At 63.6% G+C, this 18,955-nt stretch carries 16 protein-coding genes and 1 tRNA gene; 10 read left to right on the top strand and 7 right to left on the bottom strand.

All coding sequences use genetic code 11. The annotated features are described in order from the left end of the window. From LQG66_RS25405 to LQG66_RS25375, 7 genes are all read right to left on the bottom strand, one after another. Positions 1–3,198 carry a type I restriction endonuclease subunit R gene (locus LQG66_RS25405; RefSeq protein ID WP_231318388.1) on the bottom strand — a complete coding sequence of 1,066 codons (3,198 nt, stop codon included), beginning with the start codon at positions 3,196–3,198 and terminating at the stop codon, positions 1–3. Then, the gene (locus LQG66_RS25400) at positions 3,195–4,418 is read right to left on the bottom strand and encodes a restriction endonuclease subunit S (protein ID WP_231318387.1); all 1,224 of its coding nucleotides are present in this window, start codon (positions 4,416–4,418) and stop codon (positions 3,195–3,197) included. Before LQG66_RS25400 ends, LQG66_RS25405 begins: the two co-directional genes overlap by 4 nt. After that, positions 4,411–5,961, bottom strand: coding sequence for a type I restriction-modification system subunit M (locus LQG66_RS25395; RefSeq protein ID WP_425601242.1), 1,551 nt, complete (start codon positions 5,959–5,961; stop codon positions 4,411–4,413). Before LQG66_RS25395 ends, LQG66_RS25400 begins: the two co-directional genes overlap by 8 nt. Positions 5,962–6,056: 95 nt before the next feature. Beyond that, positions 6,057–6,353 (bottom strand): hypothetical protein, encoded by a 297-nt coding sequence (locus tag LQG66_RS25390; protein WP_231318385.1) that lies wholly within the window; start codon positions 6,351–6,353, stop codon positions 6,057–6,059. Positions 6,354–6,443: 90 nt separating this feature from the next. Further along, positions 6,444–7,049: a restriction endonuclease subunit S gene (locus LQG66_RS25385; RefSeq protein ID WP_231318384.1), complete on the bottom strand. Its 606-nt coding sequence runs from the start codon at positions 7,047–7,049 to the stop codon at positions 6,444–6,446. Between the two features lie 822 nt (positions 7,050–7,871). Beyond that, positions 7,872–7,948, bottom strand: a tRNA-Arg gene (locus tag LQG66_RS25380). 400 nt (positions 7,949–8,348) lie between these two features. Continuing rightward, complete coding sequence (locus tag LQG66_RS25375) at positions 8,349–9,824, bottom strand: sensor histidine kinase (protein ID WP_231318383.1); 1,476 nt, start codon at positions 9,822–9,824, stop codon at positions 8,349–8,351. Positions 9,825–10,286: 462 nt separating this feature from the next. Between LQG66_RS25375 and rpmH the strand changes: the two genes are divergently transcribed. The 10 genes from rpmH (at position 10,287) to LQG66_RS25325 (ending at position 18,955) form a co-directional block, all read left to right on the top strand. Then, on the top strand, positions 10,287–10,421 hold the full coding sequence (rpmH, locus tag LQG66_RS25370) for a 50S ribosomal protein L34 (protein ID WP_006609582.1): 135 nt from the start codon (positions 10,287–10,289) through the stop codon (positions 10,419–10,421). A gap of 31 nt (positions 10,422–10,452) precedes the next feature. Next, the gene (gene rnpA, locus LQG66_RS25365; protein ID WP_231318382.1) at positions 10,453–10,863 is read left to right on the top strand and encodes a ribonuclease P protein component; all 411 of its coding nucleotides are present in this window, start codon (positions 10,453–10,455) and stop codon (positions 10,861–10,863) included. A gap of 22 nt (positions 10,864–10,885) precedes the next feature. Next, complete coding sequence (gene yidC, locus LQG66_RS25360; protein ID WP_231318381.1) at positions 10,886–12,751, top strand: membrane protein insertase YidC; 1,866 nt, start codon at positions 10,886–10,888, stop codon at positions 12,749–12,751. A gap of 145 nt (positions 12,752–12,896) precedes the next feature. Then, positions 12,897–13,556: a ribosome biogenesis GTP-binding protein YihA/YsxC gene (gene yihA, locus LQG66_RS25355; protein ID WP_231318380.1), complete on the top strand. Its 660-nt coding sequence runs from the start codon at positions 12,897–12,899 to the stop codon at positions 13,554–13,556. After that, the gene (locus tag LQG66_RS25350; RefSeq protein WP_231318379.1) at positions 13,553–13,924 is read left to right on the top strand and encodes a DUF423 domain-containing protein; all 372 of its coding nucleotides are present in this window, start codon (positions 13,553–13,555) and stop codon (positions 13,922–13,924) included. The genes yihA and LQG66_RS25350 overlap by 4 nt, the downstream gene beginning before the upstream one ends. Before the next feature lie 74 nt (positions 13,925–13,998). Then, entirely contained in the window at positions 13,999–14,895 is an 897-nt protein-coding gene (gene argB, locus LQG66_RS25345) for an acetylglutamate kinase (RefSeq protein WP_231318378.1), read from the top strand. 203 nt (positions 14,896–15,098) lie between these two features. Beyond that, positions 15,099–16,109: a DUF1036 domain-containing protein gene (locus tag LQG66_RS25340; RefSeq protein WP_231318377.1), complete on the top strand. Its 1,011-nt coding sequence runs from the start codon at positions 15,099–15,101 to the stop codon at positions 16,107–16,109. A 247-nt stretch (positions 16,110–16,356) separates the two neighbouring features. Continuing rightward, on the top strand, positions 16,357–17,049 hold the full coding sequence (locus LQG66_RS25335; RefSeq protein WP_231318376.1) for a pyrimidine 5'-nucleotidase: 693 nt from the start codon (positions 16,357–16,359) through the stop codon (positions 17,047–17,049). 340 nt (positions 17,050–17,389) lie between these two features. After that, on the top strand, positions 17,390–18,235 hold the full coding sequence (gene dapD, locus LQG66_RS25330; RefSeq protein WP_231318375.1) for a 2,3,4,5-tetrahydropyridine-2,6-dicarboxylate N-succinyltransferase: 846 nt from the start codon (positions 17,390–17,392) through the stop codon (positions 18,233–18,235). Between the two features lie 69 nt (positions 18,236–18,304). Then, entirely contained in the window at positions 18,305–18,955 is a 651-nt protein-coding gene (locus LQG66_RS25325) for a DUF805 domain-containing protein (RefSeq protein ID WP_231318374.1), read from the top strand.

The raw sequence follows: 18,955 nt of genomic DNA, 5'->3' as shown, positions 1-18,955 counted from the left end.
TCAGGCCATCCGTGCGCGAGCGACCTTGAGCACGCTGTCGACAATCATATCAATCTGCTCCGGCGCCAGATCGATACCGTGCTGGTCACGGATTACGTCGAAGAAATAGTCGTCGATCCGGTTTCGCATCGCGTTTTGGACATCCACGTTCTCCGTCCAGTTCACGACCTTCAGGCTCTTGACGATCGATACCAGCTCCAACGCAGCGGCAGCTAGCACAGGCCGGATGTTCCCTCCCTGCGGTCCGCCGATGCCCCCCATTGCATTGTTGAGCGAATTGAAAATGGCGACGGCGTGCTCGTCGGCCCTGACTTCAGCCGGAACGTCGTCGTGCTTGGGCCGGCGAACTTGCTCCGCAGCCTCACGGATCCTGGCGAGGTAATCGTTGTCGCTCAGGCGCTTGGCACGATGCTCGGCGATCGCATCGGCGATCAGATCGGAGATCTTCTTGAAGAAGACGGGGTCCTCCTCCATGCGCTCGGTGATCGTGCGCTTGGTCTGGCTCGCGATCAGGTCCGCCTTTGAGGCGGGCGTGGTCTGCTCGGCCACGGCGCGGTCGAACGCGGCCGTGTCAAAGATGTTCACTGCCTCAGTCACAACCTCGACCGCGTCGGCGCTGATGTGCGTATCGAGCAGCTTGCGGATGCGCGCCTCATACTGCTTGAAGTCGATCGCTTCACGGTAACGATTGCGGACGGCTGTACGCAACTTTTGATAGCGACGCAGGTCGTCCCGGTAGATCCGCACCTGAGCCTCGCTCTTGGGATGGTTGGCCCAGTTCGCCGTTGCCAGCGCTGTAGCCAGCAGCCGCGCGAATTCGGCGAGCAGCTCGTAGAACTCCTTGCGAACGACCTCGTCGGCGAGGAAGACCTCATAGGCCTCTTCGTCGCGCACCTTGGCGACGCCCTTGAAATGATTGACCAAGTTCGCGTGCGCCTGAGGCAATCTGGCGATCTGATCCTGCACGTCGATGATCGCATGTCCGACATCCAGGTCGTTGGGCTCGAACTCGGCAAGCGCCGAATAGACCCGCATCGCTGTATCGAGATCGCCGAGAACTCCGGCATAGTCGACGATGTAGCCGTACTCCTTGTCCTCCTCGACGCGGTTCACCCGGGCGATGGCCTGGAGCAGATTGTGCCCGGTCAGCGGCTTGTCGATATATAGCACGGTATCCACGGGCGCGTCGAAGCCGGTCAGTAGCTTGGAGACCACGATCAGAAGCTCTGGCTCCTCCCGCTTCTTGAATCCCTCGACGATCTGGCGGTTGTACGACTCCTCGCCCCCATATCTCGCCATCATGGTCTTCCAGAACCGGACAACCGGCTCGGTGACCTCCTCAGCCGGGTCATCCCCCGTCGACCGATCATCCGGCGCGGACATGATGACCTCCGCCGAGATCGTCCCCATCTCCTTGAAGATCTCGTAGTATTTGACGGCGGCGGCGCGGGATCGGACAGCGAACTGCGCTTTCCAGCGCGTTCCTTTCCAGAATTTCGTGAAATGCTCGGCGATATCATAGGCGATGGCCGTGATGGTCTGGTCGCCCTGGGCGATCTCGCTATAGCGGGCAAGCCGCCGCTTGAGGTCGAAGCGCTGCTGTTCTGGCAACTCGCGCGTCACCCGTTCAAACCAGCTATCGATCCCGGCCCGATTGACCTCCTGCGCGACCTGCCGACCCTCATAGATCAGTGGCAGAACGGCCTTGTCGTCGACCGCCTGGTCGATGGTGTAGGCATCGATGATCCCGCCGAAGCGTGCCGCGGTGCTCTTCTCGGCCCTCATCAACGGCGTGCCGGTGAAGCCAATATAGCAAGCACGCGGAAACACGCGCTTCATGCGTGTGTGCATCTCGCCGTACTGACCACGATGACTTTCGTCGACTAGCAGGAAGACGTCCGTAGATTCGTCCTTGAAGTCGCGCTTGGCGATCGCGGCCTCGAACTTGTTGATGACCGTCGAGACGATCGCCGCCTTGTCACGTACAATGAGATCAAGCAGATGCGATCCGGTCTTGGCCTGGACCACATCCGTACCGCACGCCTTGAAGGTGTCCCGAAGCTGATCGTCGAGATCAATGCGGTCGGTAACGAGAACGACGCGGCGGTTCGTGATCGCGCGGTCGAGCCCTAGGGCCTTGGCCAGCATGACCATGGTGAGCGACTTGCCGGAACCCTGGGTATGCCAGACGACGCCGCCCCGCCGCGCGCCCTGCTCGTCGCGCTCGCCTTTCACCCGATCCATGATTTTGCGGACAGCGAAGAACTGCTGATACCGCGCGACCTTCTTGACGCCGAGATCGAACAACGTAAAGCGACGGACGAGGTCCAGGAGCCGATCCGGCCGGCAGAGCGCATGGATCAAGCGATCCTGCTCCGTGACGATGCGCCCCTCGCCCCGGCGCGCCTCAAATGGCACCTGTTCCTCGGCGAATCCGTCGCCAAATGTGCGGCGCGTCTGGGCCACGTCGAGCGGGGCGTTCACAAGCTGCGCTAGCGCTGCGTTGTCGAACTCCTTTTCTTTCCAGACCGCCCAGAATTTCGCGGCCGTGCCCACAGTCGCGTATCTTGCCTCAGCTGGTTTCACGGCAAGCACCAGCTGCACGCTACGGAACAGGTGCGGGATCTCGTCTCCCCGCTGGTAAGTAACGATCTGACCGATACCCTCGCCGAGCTCGACATGCGGCGCCTTGCATTCGATCACCGCAAGCGGGATGCCGTTGACGAATAGTACGATGTCGGGACGGCGGGTCTCATGGCTTCCGGCCTTCTCAACCTCAAACTCGGCGACAGCATGGAACGCGTTGTTTTCTAGCGTTTCCCAATCGATGTAACGGAGCGACCGCCCCCGGGTAACGCCGTCGATGGTCTGATCGAGCGACGTACCAAGCTGCAGAAGGTCGGTCGTCTTCTCGTTCAGCGTCATCAGGCCAAGCGGCTCGGGTGCGCGCAGTCGCTCGATCGCAGTGCGGACATTCGCCTCAGAAAAGGGATGGAAGCAGCCGTCCTGCTCGATCCGATTGAGCTTGCTGAGCTGAGCTGCAAGTATGTCCTCAAGCAGAACGTTCCCGAGCCGCCCCCGTCGCTCAAGGTTGACTTCCGCTTTGGTCAACACCGTCCAGGTCGGCTGCAGGGTCTGAAGCAAATGAAGAGCCGACAGCTGGGAGTTGTGAATCTCGCCATCGCGAAAGCCACTCATTCGGCGGCCTCGCACGACCCCGAAATGCTCACCGACCACTCGCCCGTCAGCAGCTTCTGCATAAGCCCGCGCTTCTGTAGAACGAGGGCATCGCGCTGTCGTTCAAGGATCGCCATCTCTCGGCGTGCTGTATCAAGAACTTCAACTATACGGGCTTGCTCTTCGAGAGAGGGCAACTCCAATATGAAGCCGGATAGATCCTCGTAGTAGATACGAATACGGACTCCCCCACTTCCAGCTGTCTTTACGAAGCGGCTCCACATGGGCGCGCGCCTGACGTGGTCGAAATACGCCGGCATCAACAGATCCGCGCGCGCCTCGAAAGCAACATAGTCTGGACTCACGAGCACGTCGCGCCCATGATTATTTTGAGCGATCGAACCTATGTTGAGGCGCATCGGATTGTAAGCAAACGCCTTTGGGTGAACGACTTTGTACCGCGAAAGGTCCGCGGCGCGGACATGATCCTTCATCGGAATCATGCCATGCACCTTGTTGACAGCCATAACGGAATTTGCCGCGAGTTGGCGATCCTCATTACGAGCCGAAACTTCGAGCGTAGCGTCCGTCAAGGGGACAGACTGCCAGTTGATACGTTTTCGCCCAAGCTGCCGCCGACCAGTCAGGAGCGCGTGCGACCAGTGCTCGAACACCGCGGCCTTCGCATTTATCAGCCGCTCGGCGGTTTCGATAGCGCAGTCCCAGGTACGCAGAATTCTCGCAACGCCTCGCTGTTCTCCAATCGGCGGAAATTTTATTGGTAGCGCGGCGAGGATCTCAGTGTTGAGGTTCAACATCGTCTGGCCAACAGCATTATCGTTCAACCACTGGACCGAACTAGCTGTCGTGAAAAAAAGAGCGACAAACTCAGGATCGACCGCGGACAACAGCCTTGCACGCAAGCAACCGGTACCACAAATCCAGCCGTCCTCAGCTTGTGTGACGATGGCAATACGCCCCAACTCGCCCCTTCGCGCAAAAACTAAATCGCCCTTGCGAAGCTCATGACGCGCCATCTCTCGAGCTTTTTTGCGACTGACCCGCGCAATTGTTGCCGAATTGATACGACCATCAATGAGATCCTTCGGCATCGCAACCGGGACGCCGTCAACATCATCGACGTATTCCTCTGCCTTCAATTGACTGCCGAACGGCCCCGTCTGAAGGCCATGTGGTGCGCAAATATCTGCCAGTTTGGCTTCGACCCATTCCTTATGCATCCACGCCGAGCTCCTTTAGATAGCCGACCATGCGCTCTCTAACTTTTAATAGCTCTGCTTCGAGTTGCTCAATCTCAACCTGAACGGCCCTTACGTCGACTTCCGTTTCAGCCTCGAATGTATCGACGTAGCGGGGAATGTTGAGGTTAAATCCGTTCTCTGCGATCTCCCTCGCCGGAACGTCACGCGCATACCTCTCGACATCCTTGCGCGTGTTATACGTTTCAATGATCTTGGCGGTATGCGCCGATTCCAGAATGTTCTGTGTCTTGGCCTGTTTGAAGTCACGGCTGGCGTCGATGAACAGTACATCCGTTGTCTCGGCACGCGCTCCGCTCTTTTCTCGCCGCCGGTCGAAGACGAGCACGGCCACCGGGATCGACGTCGATTGGAACAGGTTCGACGGCAGCCCAATAACGGCATCGAGAAGATTCTCGCGGATCATAGCCTCGCGGATCTTGCCCTCGGCTCCACCTCGGAACAGCACGCCGTGCGGCACCACGACCGCGACGCGGCCGAGCTTCGGCTTGGCCGTCTCCACCATATGCGTGATGAAGGCCCAATCGCCCGTAGAGGGTGGCGGAAGCCCGCGATGCCATCGATTGAACCGATCGGGCTTAGGCTTGCCATCCTCCGTCTTTTCGTTGCCACCCCACTTCTTCAGCGAGAAAGGCGGATTCGCGACGACGATATCGAAGACTGCGAGCTTGTCGTCCTCAATCAGCTGCGGATTGTTAAGAGTGTCGCCCCACTCGATTCGCGCGCCGTCGATATCATGGAGGAACATGTTGAGCTTGGCGAGTGCATGCGTACCGCCATTGACCTCTTGCCCGAACAGGGCGAAGTCCTTGCTGCCGACTTCATAGGCCGTCTCGATCAGAAGCGATCCTGAACCGCAGGCCGGATCGCAGATACGCTCGCCCGACTTCGGTGCGACCAGCTTTGCGAGAACGCGGCTCACCTGCAGGGGCGTATAGAATTCGCCCGCTTTCTTGCCCGCTTCAGAGGCGAAGCGTTCGATCAGATAGATATAGGCTTCGCCGATGGCCTCGTCCTCGACGACGTGGCCAGGCCGAAGGTCGAGCTTGGCAAAATCATCGAGGAGGTTCTTGATGCGGCGATTGCGGTCCTTGGTTTCGCCGAGCTTGGTCGCCGAATTGAAACTCACGTTGCGGAACACGCCGCCGAGCTTGGCCTTGTTCGTGCTCTCGATTGCCTCCAACGCGATGTCGACGCGCTCGCCGATGTTGTCACTGTCACGCGCGGCGTGGAGCTCATCAAAGGTTGAGCCCTCGGGCATGACGAAGCGCTCGCGCTGCATGCGCCGCTGCACGCGGACTTCGTCCCCCTTGAGGTCGCGAAGATTGTCTTCGAGATGCTGCTTCCAGACGTCCGAGATGAACTTCAGGAACAACATGATCAGGATGTAGTCTTTGTATTCGGCTGGATCGATCAACCCGCGAAACGTATTGCAGGCTGCCCAGGCGACACGCTTGATGTCGTCCATTGACGTCTTCCCTGCTTGAACATTCTGGTCCGTCATACGCCTTCTCTCAACTTGCTCGGGTCACAGTACTACGAGTCGGATAGCGAGGGGCGGACGTTGCGCCCACCCCTCCCCTGCTCGTCGCGGCTTTCTTAGCGATCGCCGCAGGGCGGATTGAACCGAGCCCGCAGCTCGCGCTCGATCCGCATGCGAGTCGACTCATCGCAATACAGCGCCGCATAGGAGAGCGGCAGGCCCTGGCGCGCCCACGCCGTGGCGCGATCGTGCCCCTGGAGCCGGGTCCGAATCCAGCCGGATTCGCCGATATCGACCACCTTGGTGCTGCCAGGGCTGGCTCCGAGCACGGCATAAACGCCGGACCGGTCGGCCAGCTGTCCGGGCGACGCATAAGGCCCGTCGAAGGTGTAGTTGCTGATGTTGATCGTCATGTATAGGTTCTTTCGGTCTTAGGGTCCTAGGACATGGCCTGGGGGGCGCTACCAACGCCTGACCAAGCCGCTCAAGGAACCGGGGACGCACTAACGTCCTCGGTTCCTCTCCGCTCGCTCCTCGATGAGCGCGCGAAGCTGGATGCGGCGAAGCTCGACCAACCGGGCCTCGATCCGCGATTGCTGGCGCAGGGCTTCCCCCAGCGCGACAATTCTCTTCTGATCCTCCAGTGAAGGCACGAGCACCTCGAGATCCTCGAGTTCGCTCCGCTTCAGATTGGCGATGGTTGCGCCGGCCGCGCGTTTGCGCAGCTCGGCCTGGGTGACCGGATCATTGAGGAAATGGGCAAGATAGGCGGAGAGAACGGTCGCGCCTGGGGTTATGACCAGAAGGCTCGCCGTGGCAACCATCGCCCCGTGATGCGGCGGCACGACACCCGCCCGATAGCTTTGCCCACGCGACTGCAGCAAAACCTGACCTTGCTTCAACTCGGGGATTCCGCCCTGCACCGGCACGACTGCAATGCGGAGCAACTCAGCCGGGTTGATCACGCCGTCCACACCGATATCGCCAGCCTGAACGACTGAAATGGACCCGCCCTCGACATGCCGAATGGCCTCCCTGAAAGAGAGGCCGGGCCGAACTTGAGCAATCTTGGCAAGAGGCACTTTCAAAGCAGTACAGGCTTTCGGCAAAAATTATTTTCGTAAACATCATCAGGCGATTCTGAATTTGAGTCAATTGATTTTTACGTCCGCAGTAGGCTCTTTCCTGATGTTTTAATGGGAGAGACGACAGCGCCAGACACTGACGGCACGCTGCCGCACTGGAGGCGCGCACCAATGCTGCCCGCGCCAACGATAATAGAGACGTCGATGCCCAAGTAGGCACCCGAGACGCCCTAGAACTGCGCGACTTCGCGGCCGATGCGCCAATGAAAGTTCAATCTCGCGACTCCACCGGCAGATGACGCCATGGAGCGGGCCGTTCCCCGCGCGGGAGCGTAGATAGAAACAATCGGTTGATTGAGGATGCCGCCGAAGATGCCCGCCCTTTTTCGCATCACCTCCGCCGGAACCTCATTGATGCGAAGGCAGAGAAGGCACCCGCAGGAGGGTCAGCATAGCGGCCGCCGCGTCAGCGGTGGGACCCGGGACCGAGTGCAGTCGCGAGACCGGTTAACAAGGCACCCGCGTTTGGGACAGCGCTAGCGGTGCCGCAAAGCGGCAGTCCCGAACGCGAGTGCCTCCGGCGAGCGACACCGTGAAGCCGCGTGATGAGGCCATCCCACGCTTCTTCTTTTCAGCCCTATCCCTACCGATCTCGTCATATTTCGGCATAACGGGAAACGCCAATGCGGATCGCGAGAGGGACGCCCCTCCGCCCGGTCAATATTCAGAATCGAACGGTGATCATCGGGCCAAGCGCCCAGGTTCGCGCCGAGCGTTGGACCGTTTGAAAAACCGTTTTAGTTTTCAAAACTCAAACGGTGATTTTGGCTAAGTGCTTGATTTGAATGGCGCGCCCGGAACGATTCGAACGTCCGACCCTCAGATTCGTAGTCTGATGCTCTATCCAGCTGAGCTACGGGCGCGTTTTTCGCCTATGGCGGGCTGCAGGCCGGTCAGGCCGTGGCCCGGAAGCCCTGGCGGCTGAAACACCGGCAGGGCTCGCGAAGGGCCTCTGACTAACGGCTGGAGGGCCGCTTGGCAAGGCGGCAGGGAGATATTTTGCGACCATTTTTCCGCGCGCACCGGCTGCTCGGGGCCGGCGGGATGGGAAGCGTGGAAGGTCGAGCCGGGTCTGGCCGGATCGGACTGGCTCCGGGTTTCAATAATCTCGGGATTCCGAGTTCGGCGCCTGCAGCGCTGCCCCGGGGTTGATTCTGTGGGGTCGCGATACCCGGTTCAACGCCCACGGCGCTGCCTTGGGCTGACGGCGTTGGAGCGAGATTCCGGGTTCGGCCCGCCCCGCGACGAATGTTTGCAGCCGGCTCAGGCGCTGGCGCGCTCGTTCCAGAATGTCTGCAGCTCAACCGGCCGGTCCGGGATCACGATCCGGAACGTGGCGCCCAAGGTGCCCTCGACCAGCTGGATGTCGCCGTCATGGGCGCGCACCAGCTCGGCCGCGATCGCCAGGCCCAGCCCCGAGCCGCCGGGGCGGCCGGCGCCACGGAACGCCTCGAACAGGTGCTCGCGCACCTTGGCCGGCACGCCGGGCCCGGTATCCGAGACTTCGAGGATCGCAACCGCGCCCTCGCGGCGGCCGATGATGCGGATCTGCCGCACACCGGCGCTGCCGGAGAGGCTCTCCATCGCCTGCGCCGCGTTGCGCACGAGGTTGAGCAGCACACGGAACAGCTGGTCGGGATCGGCATCGATCTTCAGGCCGCGCTCGATCGCGGCGATCCAGGTGATCGAGGCGTCGGGCGACAGCCCCGCGGTCTCCCGCACCTCGGCCACGACGGGCTCGACCGCGACCATGCGGCGATCCGGCGCCGGCTCCTGCACCTTGCCGTAGGACAGCGTCGATTGGCAGAACGCGATGGCGCGCTCCAGCGAGCGCATCAGCTTCGGCGCGAAGCGCTGCACCCGCGGGTCGGGCACGCTGGCGAGCTGGTCCGACAGCAGCTGCGACGACGCCAGCAGGTTGCGCAGATCGTGATTGATCTTGGACACGGCGAGACCGAGCGCCGCCAGCCGGCTCTTCTGGTGCAGCATCGAGACCAGGTCGCGCTGCATGTCGGCGAGCTCGCGCTCGGCGACGCCGATTTCGTCCGAGCGCTGGCTCGGCACGATGATGCGCGCCACGCTCTCCGGATTCTCATGGAACCCGACCAGGCTTGCGGTCAATCGCCGCATCGGCCGCACGAACAGGAAGTGCAGGGCGAGGTAGACCAACGCCGCGGTCAGCACCGCCAGCAGCAGCGACATGCCGAGCAGGTTGCGCGAGAAGCGGTACATCGCCCGCCGCAGCGGCTTCTCGTCGGTCACGACCTCGATGAACTGCGCCCGGCCCGGCGAAGGTCCGATCACGCGCATGGTGTGGTCGCCGGTTTCGGTCATCATCTTCAGCGAATTGACGATCGACGACCAGGCGGTCATGTCCCGCATGTCGTAATCGTGGTCGATCGAGGCCGGCAGGTCGGCGCTGGCAAGCAGGCGCCGCTGCTGGCCCATCTTGATCGCGACGCCACGCGCATTGATCGAGGTCAGGATCTGGCGCGCCAGTGAATCCGGCACCATGCCGGAGGGCGCGGCATCGAGCACCAGCGCAGCGGTATTCGCCGCAGCCAGGCGGTCGTTGAGGCGGTTACTCCAGAAATTGGCGATCGCGGGCACATAGATCAGCACTTCCGCGATCATCACGAGCGGAATGGTTAACAGCAGCAGCTTTCCGGACAAGCCGAGCCGGCGCGACCTTTTCGGCCGCAGACGCTCCAGGATCGGCTGGTTGTCGCTCTCTGACACGTATTGCCTTTGTAAGAGTCACCCCCACCCTTACGGGACTGCAAGATGGGACTGCACCGGAGTCCCGTCAAATTACGGATCGCTCATGTTACGGCTTCCGTCCGTTCAGAATGGAACCCGAAGCTGTACGATCCCTTCATGATGAACCCCTTCGGGCGGGGGTTATTCTCGCGCTTTTCTTGCGCTCTATCCTTGCGCTCTACTTGCGTGTGCCGCGATCGTACCCGGCGCGCACCGTCCGGCTTCCTGCGGCCTCGGAAACGACTTGCCGCGATTGACGAAGGCGGGGCGCTCCCCTATAAGCCGCGCCAACCGTCCGCGATGACCCGGCTCGCCCGGGGACGGCTCGATCAAGGGCCGGCAGCGGTCCGCTTTGGGCCAGCAAGCATCACCGGACATCAATCGACATTTCAAGCCGGCAAGTTGTCAACTGGCAAATTGCCCGTCAGCGGAGAACGACCCGTGAAGCGGACTTATCAACCCAGCAAACTGGTGCGCAAGCGCCGTCACGGCTTCCGCGCCCGTCTCGCCACCACCGGCGGCCGCAAGGTCCTCGCCGCCCGTCGGGCGCGCGGCCGCAAGCGTCTGAGCGCCTGAAGCCAGGGCGCCTGTCCCGGAGATTTCCATCATGGATCGGCTGCGGCAGCGGGCGGACTTTCTCGCCGTTGCCGATGGCGTGCGGGCGAACAGCCCTGCCTTCGTCGTCCAGCGCCGGGAACGGCCGGACCAGGGCCCGATCCGGGTCGGCTTTACCGTCACCAAGAAGAATGGCACCGCCACGGAGCGTAATCGCATCCGTCGGCGGTTGCGCGAGCTTGTGAAGCGGCTCGATCCCCTGTCGATGCGGCCGCACAGTGATTACGTGATGGTCGGTCGCCGGGATGCCCTGTCACGCGACTTCTCGACCATGCTCGCCGACCTCCAGGCGACGCTCCGCCGCCTCGACCGGCCGCGGGCCAAGCCGCAGCCGCGAAAACCGTCGGGTGCGGACAGGCGAAACGCTCCCGCACCGGACGCGCAATCCCGCAAACCGGATTGAATGACGAGACGATAAGAGAACGATGACCGACAATCGCAACACCATCTTCGCCGTCATTCTGTCCGGCCTCGTGCTGATCCTCTGGCAGGTCTTCTACAACGGACCGCAGATGGAGAAGCAGCGGGCGCAGGCCCAGATGCAGGCCGAGCTCGCCAAGAAGCAGGCTCCCGCGCCGCAGCCCGACGGCACACCGGCCGCCACCCCGCAGCCGGGCGCGGCCGCAACCGGCAACCCCAACGTGCCGGGCGGCGCGGCGCCGGCCGCCGGGGCCGTGCTGCCCCGCGAGGCCGCGATCGCAGCCTCTCCCCGCGTCAAGATCGATACGCCGCGGCTGACCGGCAGCATCGCACTCAAGGGCGCGCGCATCGATGATCTCGCGCTGGTGCAGTACCGCGACACGGTCGATCCGACCTCGCCTGCGATCGTGCTGTTCTCGCCGTCCAACACCGCGACCCCCTATTATGCCGAGTTCGGCTGGGTCAGCGCGCCCGGCGCCAAGGCCCAGGCGCCCGACCCGAGCACGGTGTGGCAGCAGGACGGCTCCAACGCGCTGACGTCCGCGACGCCGGTCAAGCTCACCTACGACAACGGCCAGGGCCTCACCTTCCGCCGCACTATCGCGGTCGACGACCACTACCTGTTCTCGATCAAGGACGAGGTCACCAACACCGGCTCGGCACCGGCGACGCTCTATCCCTACGGCCTGATTTCCCGCCATGGCACGCCGCACGTCTCCGGCTACTACATCCTGCACGAAGGCCTGATCGGCTATCTCGGCGAAAAGGGCCTGCAGGAATACACCTACAAGAAGATCGACGACGACAAGAACGCCGAGTTCACCGTCACTGACGCCTGGATGGGGATCACCGACAAGTACTGGGCCGCGGCGCTGCTGCCGGCCAGCGACGCCCATCTGAAGGCGCGCTACCAGTCCAACCTCGTCGACAACGTTCGCCGCTACCAGACCGACTATCTGCAGGACGCGCAGACGGTCGCACCGGGCGCCACCAACACCGTCTCCACCCGGCTGTTCGCCGGCGCCAAGGAAGCCGGCGTGGTCGGCATCAACTTCCCGGTCGGCGGCCTCGGCGGCTACAACCAGAAGCTCGGGCTCAACCATTTCGATCTTCTGATCGACTGGGGCTGGTTCTACTTCCTGACCAAGCCGATGTTCCTGGCGCTCGACTTCTTCTACCGCTTCTTCGGCAATTTCGGCATCTCGATCCTGCTGGTGACCGTGCTGGTCAAGCTCTTGTTCTTCCCGCTGGCCAACAAGTCCTACGCCTCGATGGCGAAGATGAAGGCGATCCAGCCGCAGCTGCAGGCGCTCAAGGAGCGCTTCCCGGACGACCGGATGAAGCAGCAGCAGGAGATGATGGAGATCTACAAGAAGGAGAAGATCAACCCGATCGCCGGCTGTCTTCCGGTCGCGCTGCAGATCCCGGTGTTCTTCTCGCTCTACAAGGTGCTGTTCGTCACCATCGAGATGCGACACGCGCCGTTCTATGGCTGGATCAAGGACTTGTCGGCGCCGGATCCGACCAATTTGTTCACGCTGTTCGGTCTGATCCCGTTCGACCCGACCCAGTTGCCGCTGTTCGGTCACTACCTCGCGCTCGGCATCTGGCCGATCATCATGGGCATCACGATGTGGTTCCAGATGAAGCTGAACCCGACGCCGCCGGATCCGACGCAGGCGATGATCTTCAACTGGATGCCGCTGATCTTCACCTTCATGCTCGCGGGCTTCCCGGCCGGCCTCGTGATCTACTGGGCCTGGAACAACACGCTGTCGGTGCTCCAACAGGGCTTCATCATGCGCCGCAACGGCGTGAAGGTGGAGCTGTTCGACAACATCCGCGGCACGTTCAAGAAAAAGACGGCGTGACGAGTAAGGCGGCGTGAGCCACTGAAGCAACGAACCATCTACCGTCATGGCCGGGCTTGTCCCGGCCATCCACGTTTTGATATCCCGCGCAATGGGCGTGGATGCCCGGGTCAAGCCCGGGCATGACGAAGAGCGAGGGCTTGTCATGACCACCAGCCACGACACCGACGAGCGCCTGATCGAAAAAGGCCGCAAGCTGTTCGCCCAATCGTGGCGCTTCACCCACGCCTCGCCGTCGATCGAGAGCCTGCCCCCGATGGGGAGCCTCGAAGTCGCCTTCGCCGGCCGCTCCAATGTCGGCAAGTCCAGCCTGATCAACGCGCTGACCGGCCAGAACGCGCTGGCGCGCACCTCGCACACGCCGGGCCGCACCCAGGAGCTGATCTTCTTCGAGGGACCTGAATATGCGCCGCTGCGGCTGGTCGACATGCCAGGCTATGGCTACGCCGCCGCGGCGAAGACCAAGGTCGCGTCCTGGACCGAGCTCATCCACCAGTTCCTGCTCGGGCGCACATCTCTCGCCCGCGTCTATGTGCTGATCGACGCCCGCCACGGGCTGAAGGAGGTCGATCAGGAGATTCTCAAGACTCTCGACCGATCCGCGGTCAGCTATCAGCTGATCCTGACCAAGGCCGACCAGATCAAGCCGGCCGAGCTTGCGAGCCGGATCGCCGAGACCGAGGCTGCGCTCGCCAAGCACCCGGCGGCGTTCCCGCAGGTGCTGGCGACCTCGTCGCGATCCGCGACCGGCATGCCGGAACTGCGCGCGGCGATCACGCGGCTGCTGGAGGAGCGCGGCGCATGAACAGGCTGTGGCGGATGCTGATTGCGTTGGCCGGCCTGATGGGCGCCGCCGGCGTGGCGCTGGCGGCCAAGGCGGCGCATGAGCCCGACGCGTCGCGGCTCGCGACCGCCTCCACCATGCTGCTGTTCCACGCCTGCGCCGTGCTCGGCACGGTCGCGCTGGCTGAGCGTGGTGTCGTTCATCGGCGCATCGGCCTGATCGCGGCAACTGGGTTCGTGCTGGGGGCGGTGCTGTTTGCCGGCGACCTCACGATGCGACAGTTCACCGGCGACCGGCTGTTTCCGTTCGCAGCGCCGATCGGCGGTAGCCTGCAGATTGCGAGCTGGATTGCGCTCGCGGTCTGCGCGCTGTGGCCGCGGCGGGGATAACGCCCACTTTGCGCGACCGGCGGCAATCGGATAGAACCCCGCGCGATCATCCCGAGAGCCGAGATCCCCCAGACATGACCGACGCGCCCCACATCAGCCCGCTCGATCAGGCCCGCATCCTGTCGGAAGCGCTGCCGCACATGCAGGAATATGACGATGAAACCATCGTCATCAAATATGGCGGTCACGCCATGGGCGACGAGGACACCGCGAAGGCGTTCGCGCGCGACATCGTGCTGCTCGAGCAGACTGCGATCAACCCGGTGGTCGTGCATGGCGGTGGTCCGCAGATCGCGACCATGCTGAAGCGCCTCGGCATCGTCTCCGAATTCGCCGCCGGCCTGCGCATCACCGACGCCGCCACGATCGAGATCGTCGAAATGGTGCTGGCCGGCTCGATCAACAAGCAGCTGGTCGGCTACATCAACGAGGCCGGCGGCAAGGCGGTCGGCCTGTGCGGCAAGGACGGCAACATGGTGCGCGCAGTCAAGGCGACGCGCACGATGGTCGATCCGGACAGCCACATCGAGAAGGTGGTCGATCTCGGCTTCGTCGGCGAGCCCGACAAGGTCGACCTCACTTTGCTCAACCAGCTGATCGGCTACGAGCTGATCCCGGTGCTGGCGCCGCTCGCGACCTCGAAGGACGGGCAGACGTTCAACGTCAATGCCGACACCTTCGCCGGCGCCGTGGCCGGCGCGCTGAAGGCCAAGCGGCTGCTGCTGCTGACCGACGTGCCCGGCGTGCTCGACAAGTCGAAGAAGCTGATTCCGGAGCTGTCGGTGAAGGACGCCCGCAAGCTGATCGCCGACGGCACCATTTCCGGCGGCATGATTCCGAAGGTCGAGACCTGCATCTACGCGCTCGAACAGGGCGTGCAGGGCGTGGTGATCCTGGACGGCAAGGTGCCACACGCCGTGCTGCTCGAGTTGTTCACCAACCAGGGCACGGGCACGCTGATCCACAAGTGAGCAGGCGCGACCATCTCTCACCTTCATGGCCGGGCAAAAGCGCGGAGCGCGTCTTCGCACTGAGAACATCCCGGCCATCCACGTCGTGCGGCGAAGTCGGAGAGAGAGACGTGGATGCCCGGGCCTCCGCCGCGCCGAAGCGGCTTCGGCCGCGCAGGCGGGTCGAGCCCGGGCATGACGATGTGGGGATATACGGGCCTACAATGCCCCTCACGAGTCGCCTCTTCCTCGCCCTGTCGACGATCCTTCTTACCCTTCTCGTTGCGGCCTCCCCTGCCCGCGCCGACCTCAAGCTCTGCAACCGCATGAGCTACGTCGTCGAGGCCGCGATCGGCATCGACGACAAGGCGGCCACCGCCACCCGAGGCTGGTTCCGGCTCGATCCTGCGGCCTGCCGCGTGGTGCTGCAGGGCGCGCTGACCGCCGATCGCATCCTGCTGCATGCGCGCGCGCTGAGCCTGTACGGCGCCTCGCCGATCGCCGAGAACGGCAATGACCAGCTGTGCGTGGCGGCCGACAATTTCGTGATCGCGGCCGCCCGGCAGTGCCGCACCGGCCAGACACCGGCGCCGTTCACGCAGGTCACGCCGACCAAGACCGACGACGGCACGCTGATCGCCTATCTCGCCGAAAGCGCCGAATATGACGACGAGCAGGCGCGGCTCGCCGGCATCCAGCGGCTGCTCGGCATCGCCGGCTATGACGTCTCACCGATCGACGGTGTCGACGGACCGAAGACGCAAGGCGCGCTCGCGGCGTTCCTGAAGAGCCGCAGCCTGGCGTCGGACATCGTCTCGCAGCCGACCTTCTTCGCCACCATGGTGGACGCGGTGCAGACGCCGTCGCCCAACGGGCTGACCTGGTGCAACGACACTCCGCACAAGGTGATGGCGGCGGTCGCGACCGACGACGGCAGGACCGTGGTCAGCCGCGGCTGGTACCGCATCGATCCCGGCAAATGCCTGCATCCCGACATTACCGGCCAGCCGAAGAAGGTCTACAGTTTCGCCGAAGCCGTGGACGCCGACAACCGCACCATCAAGCTCAAGGACAAGCCGCTGAACTGGGGCGGGCTGGTGCAGCTGTGCACCCGTGAAAACAAGTTCGAGAGCTCCGAGCAGGGCGATTGCCCGAGCCGCGGCTTCACCGCGACAGGCTTCACGGCGGTCGACATCACCCGCAGCGGCAAGACGCTGCGGTTTGCACTGCCGTGATGGTCGTGTCGATCATGCCCGGGACGCCGCAACAAACTCCGCTGTCGTCCCCGCGAACGCGGGGACCCATAACCACCGGCCCTGGTTTGGGCCACCGGCATCAGCCACCCTGCCTCGAGATAGATCACGCGGTATGGATCCCGGATCACGCTCGCTGCCGCTCGCTTGTCCGGGACGACAGCGGAATGTGGGGCCGCGGCTCGTCGCGACCACGAGCACGCGTCACGACCATGAGCAAGGGAACGAGATGACCCAGCCCCGTGCCTTCGGCCATATCGACACCTGGGTGTTCGATCTCGACAACACACTGTATCCGCATCACGTCAATCTGTGGCAGCAGGTCGATGCGCGCATCGGCGAGTTCGTGTCGAACTGGCTGAAGGTCGATGCACCGGAGGCGCGGCGCATCCAGAAGGACTACTACCGCCGCTACGGCACGACGATGCGCGGCATGATGACCGAGCATGGCGTGCACGCCGACGACTTCCTGGCCTACGTGCACAAGATCGACCACTCGCCGCTGGAGCCGAACCCGGCGATGGGGGCGGCGATCGAGAAGCTGCCGGGGCGCAAGCTGATCCTGACCAACGGCTCGGTCGACCATGTCGACGCGGTGCTGGCGCGGCTCGGCATCGCCGGGCATTTCCACGGTGTGTTCGACATCATCGCCGCCGAGCTGACGCCGAAGCCGGCGCGCGAGACCTACGACAAATTCCTCAAGCTCCACGCTGTCGATCCGACGCGGTCCGCGATGTTCGAGGACCTCGCCCGCAACCTCGTCGTCCCCCACGACCTCGGCATGACCACGGTGCTGGTGGTGCCGGACGGCACCAAGGAGGTCGTGCGCGAGGACTGGGAGCTGTCGGGCCGCGACGACCCGCATGTCGACCATGTCACGGATGATCTGACCGGGTTCTTGCAGCGGCTGGTGACCGCATAGAACTCCCTGTCGTCCCGGACAAGCGAAGCGCCCGGCGGTCCCAGCTGGACACAGGTCTACGCACGCGAGCGCGATCCGGGACCCATACCGCGGAATCCGTCTTGGGGCACGATCACAGAGACCTTGTGCGACAACGACGTCCTGTGGGTATGGGCCCCGGATCGCGCTCGCGTGCTAAGCTGCGTCCAAAAGAGACCGCCGGGCGCTCCGCTTGTCCGGGACGACGGCTATGGGTGCCTTGACTCTCCCGGTTCAAATTCCGAAAAAGCCGCCCTGCCAGAAATATCCGTCAAAGACTGCCCGGGGGGACCATGCCCCAGGACCAAGCGAGGATCGACCGATGTCACTGTCCGCCCTGGAATCCGCCATCAACAGCGCCTTCGACGCCCGCGACGGCATCTCGACCACCACCAAGGGCGAGGTTCGCGACGCCGTGGAGAGCGCGCTGGAGCTGCTCGACAAGGGCGAGGCGCGGGTCGCCGAGCGCGGCTCGGACGGCAAATGGAGCGTGAACCAGTGGCTGAAGAAGGCCGTGCTGCTGTCGTTCCGCCTCAACGACATGAGCGTCATCCCCGGCGGCCCCGGCCAGGCGGCGTGGTGGGACAAGGTGCCCTCGAAGTTCGAGGGCTGGGGCGAGAACCGCTTCCGCGACGCCGGCTTCCGCGCCGTGCCCGGCGCGATCGTGCGTCGCTCGGCCTTCATCGCCCGGAACGTCGTGCTGATGCCGTCTTTCGTCAATCTCGGCGCCTATGTCGACGAGGCGACCATGGTCGACACCTGGTCGACGGTCGGCTCCTGCGCCCAGATCGGCAAGCGTGTGCACATCTCCGGCGGCGTCGGCATCGGCGGCGTGCTGGAGCCGCTGCAGGCAGGTCCCGTGATCATCGAGGATGACTGCTTCATCGGCGCCCGATCGGAGGTTGCCGAGGGCGTGGTCGTGCGCAAGGGCGCGGTGCTGTCGATGGGCGTGTTCCTGGGCGCCTCGACCAAGATCGTCGACCGCGAGACCGGCGAGGTGTTCGTCGGCGAGGTGCCGGAATATGCCGTCGTGGTGCCGGGCGCGCTGCCGGGCAAGCCGATGAAGAACGGCCAGATCGGCCCGTCGACCGCCTGCGCCGTCATCGTCAAGCGCGTCGACGAGCGGACCCGCTCCAAGACCTCGATCAACGAGCTGCTGCGCGACTGATTGAACCACGGCTGCCGCCGCGGCAACGAATCTCCGGACCGGCCCAAGCCATCGGTCCGGAGAATGTCCATGGACTGGACCTGGTTTCTGTTCCGCTTCCACGGCCGGATCAACCGCGCCAGGCTCTGGCTGTCGTTGCTGGTGGTCCTGTGCTGGATGGCCTTCGTCGCCGCGCTGGTGGCCGGCGCAGGCAGACTGCTGGGCGGCCCGACGGCCTTCAGCTTCAATCTGACCGACATTTTCGCGGTCCTCGACCCCGACACTTTCCGTGGCCTGACCCGCGCCGATATCGTCCCGGCCGCCTTCCACGTCATCCTCACCCCCTTGTTCGTCTGGGCGTTTGCCGCAGGCGCCATCAAGCGGCTGCATGACCGCGACAGGAGCGGCTGGTGGACGGTGCCGTTCTTCGTCGTTCCCGGGCTGATCAACCAATACGCGGAGCGCATCCCCGGCACGAACCTTCCCGCGATCGTCGGCGGCGCCGGCGCCCTGCTCTCGCTGTGGGGCTTCGTCGAATTGTACTGCCTTGCCGGCGATCCCTGGCCCAATCGCTTCGGGCCCAACCCGTTGCCGAAGGTCCGATCCAGCGAGCGCTCCGGCCGGCCAAGACCGTCCGCGCCCGCCTGGGATCAGCACAAGGAGCTGGAATTCACCCCGCACGTTGCGAGCCCGCCCCTGGCGGAAGCGGCAATTAGCAGCACTAGCCCGCCGGCAAAATAG

This window comes from Bradyrhizobium ontarionense, from assembly GCF_021088345.1.
Classification (GTDB): Bacteria; Pseudomonadota; Alphaproteobacteria; order Rhizobiales; family Xanthobacteraceae; genus Bradyrhizobium; species Bradyrhizobium ontarionense.
This window is presented reverse-complemented; position numbering and strand designations above follow the sequence as displayed.